The sequence below is a fragment of the Bacillus sp. AC266 genome, assembly GCF_979253805.1.
In genome coordinates this window covers 234,124-250,187 of the sequence record NZ_CEEDEC010000005.1, presented here as the reverse complement: position 1 = coordinate 250,187, position 16,064 = coordinate 234,124, and the positions used below count along the sequence as shown (strand labels likewise).

15 protein-coding genes are annotated in these 16,064 nt (G+C 37.8%); 14 read left to right on the top strand and 1 reads right to left on the bottom strand.

Annotation, left to right across the window (positions count from 1 at the left end):
• Positions 1–366: 366 nt before the first annotated feature.
• The 6 genes from glaH to AC0IXC_RS21250 all read left to right on the top strand — a co-directional run bounded on the left by glaH (position 367) and on the right by AC0IXC_RS21250 (position 7,751).
• Positions 367–1,305, top strand: a complete 939-nt coding sequence (gene glaH, locus AC0IXC_RS21275) for a glutarate dioxygenase GlaH (protein WP_242248120.1) — start codon at positions 367–369, stop codon at positions 1,303–1,305.
• Positions 1,306–1,363: 58 nt separating this feature from the next.
• Positions 1,364–2,566 (top strand): L-2-hydroxyglutarate oxidase, encoded by a 1,203-nt coding sequence (gene lhgO, locus AC0IXC_RS21270; RefSeq protein ID WP_240380622.1) that lies wholly within the window; start codon positions 1,364–1,366, stop codon positions 2,564–2,566.
• 141 nt (positions 2,567–2,707) lie between these two features.
• On the top strand, positions 2,708–3,169 hold the full coding sequence (locus AC0IXC_RS21265; RefSeq protein WP_002125581.1) for a VOC family protein: 462 nt from the start codon (positions 2,708–2,710) through the stop codon (positions 3,167–3,169).
• A 256-nt stretch (positions 3,170–3,425) separates the two neighbouring features.
• Positions 3,426–4,478, top strand: a complete 1,053-nt coding sequence (locus AC0IXC_RS21260) for a proline racemase family protein (RefSeq protein WP_471653288.1) — start codon at positions 3,426–3,428, stop codon at positions 4,476–4,478.
• 19 nt (positions 4,479–4,497) lie between these two features.
• The gene (locus tag AC0IXC_RS21255; RefSeq protein WP_471653251.1) at positions 4,498–5,475 is read left to right on the top strand and encodes an ornithine cyclodeaminase family protein; all 978 of its coding nucleotides are present in this window, start codon (positions 4,498–4,500) and stop codon (positions 5,473–5,475) included.
• A 173-nt stretch (positions 5,476–5,648) separates the two neighbouring features.
• Positions 5,649–7,751 (top strand): ABC-2 family transporter permease, encoded by a 2,103-nt coding sequence (locus AC0IXC_RS21250; RefSeq protein WP_471653250.1) that lies wholly within the window; start codon positions 5,649–5,651, stop codon positions 7,749–7,751.
• A 286-nt stretch (positions 7,752–8,037) separates the two neighbouring features.
• Here the strand turns inward: AC0IXC_RS21250 and AC0IXC_RS21245 are convergent, their stop codons facing one another.
• On the bottom strand, positions 8,038–8,376 hold the full coding sequence (locus AC0IXC_RS21245; RefSeq protein WP_471653249.1) for a hypothetical protein: 339 nt from the start codon (positions 8,374–8,376) through the stop codon (positions 8,038–8,040).
• 319 nt (positions 8,377–8,695) lie between these two features.
• Here AC0IXC_RS21245 and AC0IXC_RS21240 point away from each other — a divergent pair, with 319 nt between their 5' ends.
• The 8 genes from AC0IXC_RS21240 (at position 8,696) to AC0IXC_RS21205 (ending at position 15,985) form a co-directional block, all read left to right on the top strand.
• Positions 8,696–10,285, top strand: coding sequence for an ABC transporter substrate-binding protein (locus AC0IXC_RS21240; protein ID WP_471653248.1), 1,590 nt, complete (start codon positions 8,696–8,698; stop codon positions 10,283–10,285).
• A gap of 298 nt (positions 10,286–10,583) precedes the next feature.
• Positions 10,584–11,534: an ABC transporter permease gene (locus AC0IXC_RS21235; RefSeq protein WP_471653247.1), complete on the top strand. Its 951-nt coding sequence runs from the start codon at positions 10,584–10,586 to the stop codon at positions 11,532–11,534.
• Positions 11,535–11,540: 6 nt separating this feature from the next.
• On the top strand, positions 11,541–12,392 hold the full coding sequence (locus AC0IXC_RS21230) for an ABC transporter permease (RefSeq protein ID WP_471653246.1): 852 nt from the start codon (positions 11,541–11,543) through the stop codon (positions 12,390–12,392).
• 27 nt (positions 12,393–12,419) lie between these two features.
• A complete protein-coding gene (locus AC0IXC_RS21225; RefSeq protein WP_016119684.1) occupies positions 12,420–13,412 on the top strand; it encodes an ABC transporter ATP-binding protein in 993 nt (330 codons plus the stop codon).
• On the top strand, positions 13,405–14,376 hold the full coding sequence (locus tag AC0IXC_RS21220) for an ABC transporter ATP-binding protein (RefSeq protein ID WP_002134672.1): 972 nt from the start codon (positions 13,405–13,407) through the stop codon (positions 14,374–14,376). Before AC0IXC_RS21225 ends, AC0IXC_RS21220 begins: the two co-directional genes overlap by 8 nt.
• A gap of 326 nt (positions 14,377–14,702) precedes the next feature.
• On the top strand, positions 14,703–15,227 hold the full coding sequence (locus tag AC0IXC_RS21215) for a hypothetical protein (protein ID WP_085309462.1): 525 nt from the start codon (positions 14,703–14,705) through the stop codon (positions 15,225–15,227).
• Between the two features lie 287 nt (positions 15,228–15,514).
• A complete protein-coding gene (locus AC0IXC_RS21210) occupies positions 15,515–15,676 on the top strand; it encodes a hypothetical protein (protein ID WP_165689461.1) in 162 nt (53 codons plus the stop codon).
• A gap of 150 nt (positions 15,677–15,826) precedes the next feature.
• On the top strand, positions 15,827–15,985 hold the full coding sequence (locus AC0IXC_RS21205; protein WP_002087303.1) for a hypothetical protein: 159 nt from the start codon (positions 15,827–15,829) through the stop codon (positions 15,983–15,985).
• The last annotated feature ends 79 nt before the right edge of the window (positions 15,986–16,064 follow it).

Here is a 16,064-nt window from a genome sequence, read left to right as displayed (position 1 = left end):
TTTTTAAAACGTATAAAGTATGTAGAGAAAATAATAAAAAACAAATTGACAGTTAGAATATTTTGAATTATTATTTAATTAATAAGATCCATACGAGAAATTAGCCTTCTCTATATTCGATCTTGCTTTCCTGTTTTACAAATATTTTCATACAAACTGTCTATTATTATTGTACTTTAAGAGATTAAAGAACACTCGTAATTATGAGCCAGTTGTACGTTTCTACGATTTTATGTCGTGGTATGCGTATGACTGGCTTTTTCGTTGTTAGGACAGTAAGACCGAATCTCAGCATAAGAAGATAAGGATAACTGTCTGTAAAAAACGTCAATAAGTTCTTCATATTTAAATTAGGGAGGAATTGAAATGTCGATTATTACAGAACAAAATGCAAAGATGAAATTTGCAAAGAAATATGAGGGGTATGAAATTGCTCCTCATCCAGAGCATAAACGTTTATATCATATTACGCTAAACCAGCAATTGCTTAAGCAGTTTTTTGAAGAGGTAAAAGAGCATTCAGAGCAGTCATTACAATACATTCCTTATTCTCGGTTTAATCTTGCGGATGGAATGAGAAAGATTTTTGGGCAATCATTTATGGATAACATTCGCGGCATTGTTCATGACCGTGAAACGGGCGGATTTACAATTGGGGTACAAGGTGAAACGTCAGATCCAGCAGACTACGTGAAATTTGCAACAGCATTAACACATTTAATCGGGGAGCCAAACTTTGATGCAATGACAGGAACGTATTATGCTAGATTTAATGTGAAAGATACGGATAGTAGTGATTCTTACCTTCGTCAAGCGTACCGATTGTTTACACTGCATACAGACGGTACATTCGTTGATGAGCCGACAGATTGGCTTCTTATGATGAAAATTGAAGAGCAAAATGCAGTAGGTGGAGAATCTCGTTTACTACATTTAGACGATTGGGAAGACCTTCATAAATTTAGAAATCATTCGCTCGCATCTGTTAAGGTTACGTATAAAGCGCCACCAAGTAAAAATGCGCAAGAAATCGTCTATCGTGAAACGTTTTTTGATGTGAATAACGCACCATGTATTTGCTTTATTGATCAGTTCGCTTATCCAGATAATATTGAACAAGCAAACTATCTGAAAGACTTATCATATTCTGTTGAAAACTCACCAGCAACACATGCATTGAAATTACCAATTGGTGACTTAGTTCTTTTAAACAACTTATTTTGGATGCACGGAAGAGCTGCGTTTGAGAAAAATAAAGATTTATATAGAGAACTAATGCGTCAACGTGGTTGTTTTTCTAAATAAGTTTGTACGGCGGGTCTTAAAAAAGACCTGCCTTTCATCATATTAAGGGGGAAGTAGGATGTATGACTTTATAATTATTGGCGGAGGAATTGTTGGGCTTTCAACGGGAATGGCTTTAACGAAAAAATTCCCTCGTGCGAAAATCGCGATCATTGAAAAAGAAAAGGAACTTGCACATCATCAAACTGGACATAATAGCGGAGTAATTCACTCTGGAATTTATTATAAACCAGGGAGTTATAAAGCGAAGTTTGCCAAAGAAGGAAACGCAGCTATGGTTCAATTTTGTAAAGAAAATGACATCGCTTATGACATGTGCGGAAAAGTAATTGTCGCTACAGAAAAGGACGAACTTCCTCTTTTACATAACTTATATGAAAGGGGCTTACAAAACGATTTACATATTGAAAAAATAGATAAAGAAGAATTAGCTGAAATTGAACCGCATGTAAAAGGACTTGGCGCAATCCGTGTTCCTTCTTGCGGGATTGCTGATTATAAAGGAGTAAGTTATGCATTTGCCCGTTTGATCCAAGAAAGCGGGGGAGAAGTACATTTAGGAACAGCGGCAGAGCGTATTACGGAGAAAAAAGACGCTGTAACAATTGAGACGAATCAAGGGATATTTAAAACGAAATTTCTCATTAACTGCGCCGGCTTACATAGTGACCGTATTGCGAAAAAGACAGGCATATTAACGGATATGAAAATCGTTCCGTTTCGTGGTGAATATTACGAACTTGTCCCAGAAAAACGCCATCTCGTAAAACATTTAATCTATCCAGTTCCAAATCCAGAATTCCCGTTTTTAGGTGTTCATTTCACAAGAATGATAAACGGGGATGTACATGCAGGACCAAATGCAGTATTAAGCTTCAAACGCGAAGGCTATACGAAAACAGACTTCAACATAAAAGACTTCATGGAAACAATGACATACACAGGCTTTTGGAAAATGGCGATGCCAAATATGAAAGAAGGCATAAAAGAAATGGTGCGCTCATTTAGTAAACAATCATTTTTAAAAAGCTTACAGCGCTTAATACCAGAGCTTACAGAGAAAGATATCGTGCCAACCCATGCAGGTGTAAGGGCACAAGCCATTTTATCAAACGGAAATATGGTTGATGACTTCTGCATTATCCCTGGCATCAATTCTCTGCATATTTGCAATGCACCATCCCCGGCCGCAACGGCTAGTATAAAGATTGGTGAGGAGATTGCTAAGCAAGTGCCGGATGTGGTGGCGGTTAGGGTTTGATGGGTCAGGGTGATTTTTCTTTAGTATCAGGGCTACGAAATTGAAAACTATTTAAAGAAAATACGACATCACTTCTATTTCTAGTTTATTAAAATAGGATTTATAGTAAGAATTTCTAAAAATATAAAGGAGGGATATGCTTTGTTTCCAGGTACTTTATATGAAACACATGTTAAAACAAAAAATTTAGAAGTGGCAAAAGAGTTTTATACTAAACTTGGATTATTTCATGCTCGCACTATTGAAGAACGCCGTGTAGCTTTCTTTTGGTTTGATAAAGAAAATAAGAAGGAACAAATGCTGGGCATTTGGGAAGTATCGGAAGAAGCATTCCATACAAGTCACTTTGCATTCAAGGTTAACTATGAAGAAATCATTCATGCAAGAGAATGGCTTCTTAATAAAGGAATAAACCCAAGGGCTGCTTTCGGTCTTGAACCTTCTGAGCCTATGGTTCAAACTTGGACACCTAGTGCAAATCTTTATTTTTACGATCCTGACGGCAATTCTTTAGAATTTCTATGTTTACTTCCTGAAAAGAAAAAAGTAAAACAAGACGTCATGTATTTGAGTGAGTGGGAAAGCTTGGAGAGTGAAGAATAAATTTGATTTTTAACTCAAATCCCGCAAAACTATGGCTTAAATCACCCCCTGAGTTTTCGGGGGGATCTTTTTGTTTTGGGGCTAATAATCACCTACTGTATAAAAAAATAGACAGTAGTATTTATTTTTCAAAAAATGTATACAGATTTATCCCGCATTAACTGCCCGTAAAAGCCCGATTGGTGTGGGCGAATAATCAGTGGGGGATGGAGCCCCCCCACTGATTAAAGTTTCACTTTATACTCTATGCGTTGGCATGATACTTGCAATGAAAATAGTATTAACATATAGGGGAGAGATAGAAATGAAGGTTAGTAAAATATACACAACAATTGATGCTCACGTAGCTGGGGAACCACTTCGAATTATTACGGGCGGAGTGCCAGAGATAAAGGGAGAAACGCAACTAGAAAGACGCGCATACTGCATGGAACATTTGGATCATCTTCGCGAGGTTCTTATGTATGAACCGAGAGGACATCACGGCATGTACGGTTGTATCATTACTCCGCCCGCAAGTCCTCATTCTGATTTTGGCGTATTATTTATGCACAATGAAGGCTGGAGTACGATGTGTGGTCACGGAATTATCGCTGTTATTACAGTTGGAATTGAAACAGGTATGTTTGAAGTGACAGGAGAAAAACAAAAATTCATTATTGATAGCCCTGCCGGGGAAGTTATTGCGTATGCAAAATTTAACGGGAGCGAAGTAGAGGCAGTATCATTTGAAAACGTTCCTTCGTTCGTATACAAGAAAGACGTTCCTATCAAAATAGATGACTATGAATTTCAAGTAGATATCGCGTTTGGCGGAGCATTCTACGCTGTAGTGGATAGTAAAGAGTTTGGTTTGAAAGTCGATTTTAAAGATTTAGCTGCAATTCAAACGTGGGGCGGTAAAATTAAACACTACATTGAAAGTCAAATGGAAGTAAAACATCCACTTGAAGAAGATTTAAAAGGAATATACGGCGTTATTTTCTCAGATGAACCGAAAGGAAAAGACGCTAGCTTACGAAATGTAACGATCTTCGCTGACGGGCAAGTCGACCGTTCCCCTTGCGGTACAGGAACATCCGCAAGAATCGCAACTCTTTTTGAAAAAGATGCCTTACAAAAAAGAGAGATGTTCATCCACGAATGCATTACTGACGGCCAATTTGAGGGAGAAGTATTGTCGGTAACAGAGGTAGATACATATGAAGCTGTCGTTCCGAAAGTAACGGGGAATGCATTTATTACAGGATTTCATCAGTTCGTTGTAGACCCGAGAGATGATTTGAATCGGGGATTTTTGTTAGAGTAGAAGGAGGAGGTGGAAAGATATGCTAGTCATAAGCGCGAACGAACAACGAAACTTAGTAAATATGAAGGAAGTCATTGAATACGCGGCGCTTGCTTTAAAAGAATTTTCAGCAGAAAGAACGATCACACCAATTCGCGGTTCATTACCATTTGCGAACGAGCAAAATACCGCATTAATTATGCCTTCAGTAGCGGAAGGACTCGAAGCGCTCGGTTTAAAAGTAGTAACGGTAGCTCCGCATAATAAAAAGATAGGAAAGAAAACGATAAACGGAATTGTTATGCTATCAGACTTTCAAACGGGAGAACCACTCGCACTTTTAGAAGGATCGTACTTAACGATGATTCGAACAGGAGCCTTATCAGGAGTAGCGACAAAACATTTAGCTCGTCATAACGCAAAAAACTTATGCATTATCGGTACTGGTGAACAAGCGAAAGGAATTGCAGAAGCTGTACTTGCAGTTAGAGACATCGAAAAAGTCACCTTATATAACCGAACGGAAGAAAAAGCGTATGCATTCGCGCAATATATCCAGGAGACATTTAACAAACCAGCTTACGTCTACAGGGATCCAAATGAAGCAATAAGCGAAGCGGACATCATCGTCACAACAACGAATGCATCCACACCAGTCTTCTCAGAAAAACTACAAAAAGGCGTCCACATAAACGCCGTCGGTTCATTCAGACCGAGCATGCAAGAACTACCATCTCACGCTATCGCGGGCGCAAACAAAGTAGTAGTCGAATCAAAAGAAGCAGCACTAGAAGAAACAGGTGACCTTCAAGTCCCGATAAAAGAAGGGTTATTTGAGGCGAGCGACATCTATGCTGAACTTGGTCAACTTATAAGCGGGGAAAAGGCTGGTAGAGAGAACGATGAAGAGATTACTATTTTCAAATCGGTTGGTTTGGCGGTAGTGGATATTATAGTTGCGAAATACTTATATGAAAAAGCGATGGAGAATGGAATGGGTACTATGATTCAGTTGTGAGGCTGCCTTTTGGTGGTCTTTTTTTGGTGGGGCGTGGCGCCGCTTTGGGGTTGGTTGCGGGCGAATTACAGATTTATTTTATTTAAAATTTATATATATAAATTACAAAAGGCGTTATATAATCTATAAGGATGAAAACGGTTTATGAAACAATTAAGAAAGGAGTATAAAGTATGGAGGAATGGATTGCAAGTCAGAAAGAAACCAACCATCATAAAATAGCGATAACATTATTTCCTATCATTTTATTTTTAGGATATATCCATCCAGGATTATTTGGTTTTGGACTATTTTTATTTTTTATTATTACATCATTTAAGTTATTGAAGAAAATGTTATTTTTCATGCTCATATTAGGCATAATAGCGGCAATTCTTCCGTTTTTAGCACCAATTATTTTTATTGTTATGCTCGTTCTCTTTTTTATGAGAATTCAGTTTGTGCTAAAAAATTGGAGGCCTTTCTTAGCTGGATTGCTTGTATATGGAATTGCGGCTATTTTATTAGCCAGAATGAGTTTCGATCCTACTAGTGCGTCTTTAGCCTACGATTCTTCACCTAGTAAAGTAATGGAGTCTATTATCGTTTCGGCGTTAGGCTTTATTGGTATAAGAGCAACGTTAATTTGGTTGTATGGACATAGTTATAGTAGTTATGCAGCTCTTGGAATTATGGGAAGTGTACCTCTTATTATTATTTCTTTCATTTTGCCATTTTTAAAAATGCATGTTGGTGGAGATGTGTATGTCGCAGAACCAGGAGTGGTTGATGGACACGCTGTGACAGGAGAAACAGTTGTACATTCTTCAGAGGCGCATATAGCTAAGGGAACGAATGTGCAACCATATGTAAGAACGGCGCCAGATGGAGACGTAACGAATAACTTATCGTATCACGGCCCCGATGCAAAGCCTGTGAATACAGAAATGGTAGCAGTGAAAGGCCATGTAAGAACAGTGCCAGATGGAGATGTAACGAATAACTTATCGTATCATGGTCCGGATGCAAAGCCGGTGAATACAGAAATGGTAGCAGTGAAAGGCCATGTAAGAACGGTGCCAGACGGAGATGTAACGAATAATTTATCGTATCACGGCTCAGATGCGGAATCGGTGAATGTAGAAGCACACGACTATGCAAAAACTAGTTTGGATGGAGATACGGCTAAAGCTAAAGACTCTTCACAGTGGGGGAGCATGACCCCAGAACAGAAAGAAACCGCTTTGAATGCATTTAATGGAGTATTAATTGGACAAGGAACGATAGATAAACTGTTAAAACGTGTTGAGCCGAAGAAAGGGCGGAGTCGTTTTTGCGGACATTGTGGTAAGGAAAGGTCTGGAAGAGAAAGGTTTTGTGTCGCATGTGGCAGTAATCTTGAAAATGATGAGCTAGCTCCAAAACAAGCGGATAGTAAAAAAGAAAAGGATTTCGTGTTGTTAGGCATTACGGGAGTAATCGGTGTAGCAGTTGCGCTGCTTACGGTGAAAATGTTATTTTTCTCAGGTGATGATAAAATCACAACTCCGGTGGAAACTAGCGAAAATATGGAAGCGCAAACTACACAACTAAGCACCGCATCATTAGCGGATATAGATGGTTATTGGGTAGATACAAGTGATCCTAGTTATGTAGGGATTAATGTAACTGGAGATAAAAAAGGCGAAATAACACTCTATAACGGTGAAAAAAACGTTACATACTTATTTAAAGAACAAAATATTGATGAGAAGAAAATTAGTTTACGCATTTATGAGGTGAAATCTAATTTAGAAACATTCACACCATTTAATGTTCAGGTGAATGTAGTAGATGACGAGGAGATTGAGTTAATAAGACTAGGGCATCAAGAAGAAAACCTCTCGCTAAAACGAATGACGAAAGAAGAGTTTATGAACAATTATGAGCCTGTTGATGAGAAAAAAACGTATACAGGACAAAATGATAAACGTGAACAATCTAATCGCACGAAAACAACGATACCATTCACACAGGTAGAAGGTGACTGGATCAATACTACCGGTGGGGATGGCATAGCTTTTGTATTAAGTGAAGGAGATAAAAGCGGTGAATTAATTATCGCAAAGGAACAGCCAGGCGGCCGTCTTCCACAACATAAATTCTATATAAGCTCTGAACCGAAGAGTGGGGATAATACATATATCATCTCGGTCAAACAAAACTCAGGTGAATACAAAAAAGTAGAGTTAACGTTGGCGGAAGATCGATTACGAATGAAGGTGGATGGGCAGGAGAGTGTTTATCGGAGAGGATAGAAACGGTTTTGTCTCAAAAGGTGTAAATTAGTTTTACTATAATATATAAGAGAATCGTTTTTTTATTTAATTTTGTTGTGGTGACTCTTATATGTACAACGAAATTTAAAAGGCATTACGAGGAGAAGTCGAAATAGACGAAGGACTGTAAGAATGGTTAGGGAAATTTGATTTAGAAGATGTTAATGATATGTTGGAACACGTGAATTCTGTGCGGACATCAAATCATTAATTCAATTGGCGTATGAAAAAAGCTGTACCTCTAATAATTAGAGGTGCAGCTTTTTTACCACTCCCGCCATTCTTCTGTTATATCTTCTTCGGATTCTAAGCCAGCTATTCGTGCTGCTGCATCGATAAATTCATAGAGATCTTCTCTTTCCATTGTTTCGATAAAATGGTCATGTTCGATATTTAGTTCATTTAGTTTAATAACTACCTCTTTAACAACTCGCATTACTTCGACTTCGGTTGGAGTCTCGCCTAATTGCTCTAGATGGTTAATGTAAGTGTCAAGAACCTTATTTGTTGCACTTATATTTTCTTCAGTGAAAAATTCCCCATCTTCATCATGCTCAACCCATGGGGTTGTTGGTTTGTTTTTTTTCAATTCATCAAACGTCATGATAACCTCCTAAAAATGTTTTTTTATCTTTAATCTCATTCTACATTTTCAATTATATATAACAACCATTTCAGAGAAACTTTCTGTAGGCTGCTAGTTTTTCAACGCATTTTACGAGGCCACCTATTCGTGGTCTTTTTATTTTACCCCCCGCATAAATATATTTTATCGCAAGAATTCATTAATAGATTTCAAACTGTCTATCTTTGCGAAAAAGTTTGACAATACATAAGGGTAGTGGTAATTTAAAACCTATAAGAAAACTCGGTATTAATTCCGAGTTTTCTTATAGGTGTAAATAGTCGAGAGGGGTCGAAATATGAAGAAGAAGTTGTTTGCATTACCATTTGTCCTACTATTACTTATTGCATTAGCGGCTTGCTCAGGGGAGAAAGATTCTTCGAAGCAAGCGAACACTAGTAAATCAGGGACTCCGGAAGACGGAGGAACGTTAACAGTTGGTGTTAGTGATAATCCAGATACGATGAACCCGCTTTATGCGAATGATCGTGTGTCGTTAACAATACAGCAAGCTTTATATGCACCGCTGTATCATATGGAAGACGGTAAGAAAAAGTTTGTTCTTGCTGAGAGCTTTACGCCTTCAGAGGATCAATTAACATGGACTTTAAAATTAAAGGATAATTTGAAATGGCATGATGGTAAGAAAATTACATCAGATGATATTGTATTTACATTCAAATCTATTCTAGATGAGAAGCAAAATAGTTCAAGCCGTGAAAATTTTATTTTTAAAGGAAAGCCGCTTGAGGTGAAAAAAGTGGATGAGCTAACGACTCAATTCGTTTTACCACAAGTAAGTGCATCTTTCGAAGGGGTTATGAACGATTTCTTCCCAATTCCGAAACATGTATTTGAAGGTGAAGCGGATTTAGTGAAGAGTAAGAAAAACTTACAACCCGTAGGATCAGGTCCATTTAAATTAAAAGAGTTTAAATCAGATGAATATGTTGCGCTAGAGCGATTCGATGATTATTTTGCTGGTAAAGCGAAATTAGATTCTGTCGTGTACCGCGTTGTAAAAGACCGTAATACAGCAAACGTTTCACTACAAAATGGTCAAATTAATATGAAGATGATTGAGCCGCAAGACTTTAAGAAATTAGATAGCACTGGGAACTTCTCAATGGTCACATTCCCTGAAGGTAGATTATTCTACTTAGCTTATAACTTTAATACAGACCTTATGAAGAAAAAAGAAGTGCGCCAAGCAATTGCGCATGCATTAGATAAGAAAGAAATGATTAACTCAGCGTTCGTTTCTAGTCAATTTGCAGAACCGGCAAATTCAATCTTAACACCAGACGCTATGTATTATGCGAAAGATATTAAAGAGTATAAGTATGATCAAAAAGAAGCGAAAGATTTATTAGCAAAAGCTGGTGTGAAAGATAAAGAAAAAATCCGCGTTATGTATGTAACGAATAATAAAATCATGGAAAGTCTAGCACTTTATACACAGCAAAAATTACAAGAAGTTGGCTTACAAGTTGAACTGAATGCATTAGATGCTAGTGCAGCAAGTGAAAAAGGCTTAGATAAAGAGAATAAAGAATATGACATTACATTCGGTGGTTACATAATGGGACCAGAGCCAGATTCATATAAGAGCCTGTACTTAAGTAATGCGGAATACAATTATGCACGTTATAAAAATGCTGACTTCGATAAGTTATGGGAAGAAGCTGCGGTTGAAACAGATAAAACAAAACGCGCAGAGCTATACCACAAAATCCAAGATACAGCTAGAGAAGACTTACCTTATCTTCCAATCGCATATCCGAAAGCAGTTATTGCAGTAGATAAAAAGTTTGATGGATTAAAAGAAGCAAAAGCAATTCCAGTTACAATGTTTGAAGATCTATCGAAGATTTATGAAGTGAAATAAGAAACTGTAAAGAAGCTGGTGAAAATCAGCTTCTTTATCCCGCTTTAATGGGCAGTAAGACTCCCACCTCAAAATCCGGCGAATGCGAGGAAGTTAGGCGGGAGTAGGGCTGATTAAAATTTCACTTTATCCCGCATTAACGGGCAGTAAGACTCCCACCTCGAAAGTCAACTGAGGCAAAGAAGTGAGGTGGGAGATCAACTGCCTGTAAATGCCCGATTGGTTCAACTAATAATCAGTGGGGATGGACAAAACCCCCACTGATTAAAGTTTCACTTTATCTTGGGGGGGGAAGTTTGTGTATAAAGTAATTGCAAAGAGGCTTTTAAATGCGATTCCGCTTTTATTTGTTATTTCTATTATTTCTTTTCTATTAATAAAACTAGCGCCGGGCGATCCTGTTCGAAACTTTGTAACGCCGAATATGAGTCCGATTGATGTCGAGCGTATTCGCAAAAGTTTAGGACTAGATCAGCCGATTTACGTGCAATATTTTTTATGGTTAAAAAATATTTTAACAGGGAATTTTGGATACTCACTTCAAAACCATCGTCCTGTTTTAGAACTTATTACAGAAAGATTACCCGCAACAATTGGGTTAATGGGATCATCTTTACTCGTCTCATTTGTAATCGCAATACCGCTTGGATTATTTACAGGTGTGAAAAAGAACTCGTTCTTTGAACGCATTGTGAACTTCATCTCCTATGTGGGAATCTCAATGCCAGTCTTTTGGTTCGCGTTACTATTAATCTACTTATTCTCTTTAAAGTTGAACATGCTTCCGAGTATGGGTATGCGCACAGTCGGTCAAGATTCCTTCTGGGATATTGTCCAGCACGGTATTTTACCTTGCATGGTGCTAGCGTTCCAAAACATCTCTGTCTATATGAGATATATTCGCTCAAGTACCATCCAGCAATTAGAGGAAGATTACGTACAAATTCAATATGCGTACGGTGCTTCACAGAAAACAGTTTTATTTAATCACGTACTTCGAAACGTATTAATACCGATCATTACAATTTTCGGATTATCCATTCCAAGTTTAGTAGGCGGAGCGTTCATTACGGAAACAGTATTCTCATGGCCGGGACTTGGTTCACTCGGGGTAAATGCTATTTTTAGATTTGATTATCCAATTATTATGGCAATCACATTATTATCATCGTTCATGTTAATTCTCGGTAATTTAATTGCTGATATTTTATATGGCGTAGTAGATCCGCGCATTCGAATGAGGGGGTGATTTGGAATGAACAATAGGAGATTTCAAACGATAAAAAATAGTTTTACAAAAAATAAGTTTGTAGTAATGGGAGTTATTATACTGGGTGTTTTAACAATCGCGTCTCTTTTCGCATTCGTATCACCGTACGATCCTAGTAAAATGTCGATTCCAGATCGTTTACAAGAACCGAGTATGATTCATCCGTTCGGCACAGATGATTACGGAAGGGATTACTTAACGAGAGCGTTATATGGCGGACGAGTTTCCCTTGCTGTTGGTTTTCTAGCGATGGTTGTTTCCATTACAATCGGGACCGCAGTAGGAACAATTAGCGGATATTTTGGCGGAAAGTTAGACAACTTCTTAATGCGAATTGTTGAAGTTTTAATGTCAATTCCATCATTCTTTTTAATGCTGTTATTAAATGCGTATTTAAAACCAGGAATTACAACGCTTGTTCTTATTATCGGATTATTAACGTGGATGGACACCGCGCGTATCGTAAGGGCAGAAACGTTATCTGTAAAAGAGCGTGAATACGTGTTATACGCAAAAGTATCTGGACAAAAATCACTCATGATTATTATAAGACACATCATTCCTAACATTTTATCAACCATTATAATCGCAGCGACATTAACAATTGCGACATCGATTTTAATGGAATCATCACTTAGCTTCTTAGGATTAGGTATTAGAGAACCAGATTCTTCTTGGGGCAGCATGCTAAATAATGCGCAAGGATACATAGGTGAAGCTTGGTATTTAACACTCTTCCCAGGGTTCCTTATTTTATTAACAGTACTAAGTTTTAACGTAATCGGTGAAGCGTTGAAAAAAGCTTTCGCGCCAAAAGGGGCTCATCATGAGAACTAATGCTTTAAGTGAGGGGGAGTGAAAAGCGTGTCTGAAAAACTATTAGAAGTGAAAAACTTAAAGACTTCTTTTTTCATAGAAGACGGCGAAGTAGAAGCGGTTCGCGGCGTTTCATTTAGCTTGAAAAAGGGTGAAGTCGTTGGGATTGTTGGCGAATCGGGAAGCGGAAAGAGCGTTATGGCGAAATCCGTTATGGCCCTCGTTACGTCGCCAGGGAAAGTGAAAGAAGGAGAGATTCTTTTTCAAAATGAAAACGTGCTTTCTAAATCGGAGAAAGAATTGCGTTCTATTAGAGGAAATCAAATTTCACTCATATCTCAAGATCCAATGTCGGCATTAAACCCAGTTGTGAAAATTGGAAAGCAAATGACGGAAGTAATTATTCGGCATCAAAAAGTGAAAAAGAAAGAAGCACAAAATATCGCGGTCAATTTGCTAAAACAAGTCGGTCTTTCTTCACCGGAAGAAAGGGTAAAACAATATCCGCATGAACTAAGCGGCGGAATGAAGCAGCGGGTTATGATTGCAATGGCGATGTCTTGTAACCCAGACCTTCTCATTGCGGACGAACCGACGACTGCGCTTGATGTAACGATACAAGCACAAATACTAGATTTAATGAAAAACTTAAAAAACGAAACGAATATGTCGTTACTTCTTATTACACATGATCTTGGAATTGTTGCGCAAAACTGTACACGCGTCATCGTTATGTACGGCGGGCTTATTATGGAAGAAGGACCTGTACTTGATATTTTTCAATCGCCGAATCATCCATATACGAAAGGGCTATTAAACTCTCTGCCAAAAATATCGAACGGAGTAAAAGAAAGACTAGCTCCAATTCAAGGTGTCACGCCCAACTTACTACACCCGCCGAAAGGGTGCCCATTCGCAGAGCGTTGCCCACATAAAATGGACATTTGTGAAAAAGAACGTCCACCATATTTTGAAATCGGAAACGGAAGACGCTCTATGTGCTGGCTAAACGATAGGGCGGTAGGTGATTCCCATGCATGAAGAAAACTTAATTGAAGTTCGGAACTTAAAAAAGTATTTTCCTATTAAAAAAGGACTATTCGGCAGAAAAACAGAGCAATTAAAAGCAGTCGATGACCTAAGCTTCACAATTAAAAAGGGTGAAACATTCGGACTAGTAGGAGAATCAGGCTGCGGAAAATCAACGACAGGAAGAAGTATCATTCGCTTACACGATGTAACTTCAGGTAACATTCTATTCGACGGAAAAGATATCGCAGATCTAAAAGAAAATGAACTAAAAGAATATAGAAAAAGAATGCAAATCATTTTCCAAGACCCATACGCATCATTAAACCCGACAATGAACGTATTCCAAATTATTAGCGAACCGATGAACATTCATGGCTCTTACACAGCCGAAGAAAGAAAAGAAATCATTCTAGACCTTCTCAAAAAAGTAGGACTAAAAGAAGAACACCTATATCGCTACCCGCACGAATTTAGCGGAGGCCAAAGACAGCGCATTAGCATCGCACGCGCACTATCTGTAAAACCGGACTTCATCCTATGTGACGAACCAATCTCAGCACTAGATGTCTCAGTCCAAGCACAAGTCGTAAACATGCTGCAGGATATTCAAGAAGAAACAGGCGTCACATACTTATTCATCGCACATGACCTATCCATGGTAAGGCACATATCAGATAGAATCGGAGTCATGTACTTAGGAAACATAGTAGAAATTGCCGACAGCGAAGACCTATACACAAAACCGGCACATCCATACACACAAGCACTACTCTCATCCATGCCAGAACCAGATCCAACAAACACAGGCAAAGAACGGATCATTCTGCAAGGGGAAGTACCAAGCCCACTCAACTCACCATCCGGCTGCAAATTCAGAACGCGCTGCAAATTCGCCACTGAAAAATGTGCGCAAGAAGTACCGAAGATGGTGGAGATTGCGAAGGGGCATGAGGTGGCTTGTCATTTGTTTTAGGGGGGAAAGCATCGGGGGGACCTGGTGGTATTTCAGTTGGTAATATGATAGCTGGTATGGCTTGTAGCGTTAAATAATTTATATAATAAACAATAAACATAAAAAAGAGCTAAGGTTCTCATACAGCCTTAGCTCTTTTTTATGTTTATTAAACAATTGATCATCTATTTTTCTTTACATAATCTCCAGATACAGTCCATATCAACTATAGATTCTTGTCTTATGCTAAATGTAATCAAAAAGCAAGTAGATAAAGATAATGACTAAAACATTAACTCTAGATACTTTTTTGATGAATATTACAAATAAACAGGAGGTAATGAAAAATGATTAAAACATTATTAGCAGGAGCACTTTTAAGTACAGGATTGGTAGCGGGAGGTGCAGTAGGTGCAGATGATGCGAAAATGGACAATTTAAAGTCAAATGAAAATAGTTCCAATCAAGTAATTACACAGAGTGCAGATGGAACAACGTCTTTCTCACAAAACTTTGATTTACCTAAAGATGCAGTGCCAGCAACTCCTAAAGGAGACGCAAAAACTGTTGAAAGAACAGAAGGTACAGGTTCTCAAGAAGGAAAAATGGTGCCAACAAAAGAAGGTACAGATTCTCAACCTGGATTTGAAATGGGAGCCCCTGAAAAACCAGAACATGCAAAAACTGTTGAAAGAACAGAAGGTACAGGTTCTCAAGAAGGAAAAATGGTACCAGCAAAAGAAGGTACAGATTCTCAATCTGGATTTGAAATGGGAGCCCCTGAAAAACCAGAACATGCAAAAACTGTTGAAAGAACAGAAGGTACAGACTCTCAAGAAGGAAAAATGGTACCAACAAAAGAAGGAAATTAAATAATATATAGTTATAACGAAGAGCATCCAAAAGGGGTGCTCTTTTTATATTGTAGGGATTAACTAGTTTTACTCAATATAGAACTATAGGAGGAATTCAAGCTAGAATAGGGGTTACTGTCTCTTCAAATCATGGTGTTGGAAGCACTAGTTTTGGTGGTAACGTTACAACATAAACATTTTATTAGAGATTTTCTAAATTTACATACACTCTAGATGGACTACATATCAACTTCAGATACTTGTTTTATGATACAAGTAATCAAACAAAAGGAGGGCAATACAAAATGATTACAACAGTATTAACAGGGCACTCTTTTAAGTACAGGAGATTATTAACAGGTGGAGAAAATGTTGAAGATGTACAGACAGATAAACATATTCCATATGAACAAAATGAATTGCAGCGGACTCTAGAAAAGTACGATTCGAAGAAATTTGAGTTATAAAAAGAAAATAGATAAATATAGTGAAAATAGATAAATTGACAAGAGAAAAGCACTTTGTGTATATCACAGGTGCTTTTTATTTTCATTTTGATATAGGGCTTGAATTAAATTTTTACACTAAAATATATACGGCAAAAAGGGGGGAGTTCATTGCACAAAGTTATTTATGGAATATTAATTTTAATTTATACTTTGTATTCATTTTTTGTAAGTGATGGAAGTGAAGTAAGGTTTATTATGGTGTTAACTATAGTACTTATCTTTTCTGTAGTTTTAGAAAAAGGAAATGCAAACAAAACGACTGATTAAAGGTCTTTTTGTTTGCATTTTTTAGTTGGCTATTAAAGTCCAGATGTTTTAGGGATAGCACCAAATCGCCATCAAGCTT

Coding starts and splice junctions, on each gene's coding strand:
- glaH (WP_242248120.1), top strand. CDS start 367: ATGTCGATTATTACAGAACAAAATGCAAAGATGAAATTTGCAAAGAAA.
- lhgO (WP_240380622.1), top strand. CDS start 1,364: ATGTATGACTTTATAATTATTGGCGGAGGAATTGTTGGGCTTTCAACG.
- AC0IXC_RS21260 (WP_471653288.1), top strand. CDS start 3,426: ATGATACTTGCAATGAAAATAGTATTAACATATAGGGGAGAGATAGAA.
- AC0IXC_RS21255 (WP_471653251.1), top strand. CDS start 4,498: ATGCTAGTCATAAGCGCGAACGAACAACGAAACTTAGTAAATATGAAG.
- AC0IXC_RS21250 (WP_471653250.1), top strand. CDS start 5,649: ATGGAGGAATGGATTGCAAGTCAGAAAGAAACCAACCATCATAAAATA.
- AC0IXC_RS21245 (WP_471653249.1), bottom strand. CDS start 8,376: ATGACGTTTGATGAATTGAAAAAAAACAAACCAACAACCCCATGGGTT.
- AC0IXC_RS21240 (WP_471653248.1), top strand. CDS start 8,696: ATGAAGAAGAAGTTGTTTGCATTACCATTTGTCCTACTATTACTTATT.
- AC0IXC_RS21230 (WP_471653246.1), top strand. CDS start 11,541: ATGAACAATAGGAGATTTCAAACGATAAAAAATAGTTTTACAAAAAAT.
- AC0IXC_RS21220 (WP_002134672.1), top strand. CDS start 13,405: ATGCATGAAGAAAACTTAATTGAAGTTCGGAACTTAAAAAAGTATTTT.
- AC0IXC_RS21215 (WP_085309462.1), top strand. CDS start 14,703: ATGATTAAAACATTATTAGCAGGAGCACTTTTAAGTACAGGATTGGTA.
- AC0IXC_RS21210 (WP_165689461.1), top strand. CDS start 15,515: ATGATTACAACAGTATTAACAGGGCACTCTTTTAAGTACAGGAGATTA.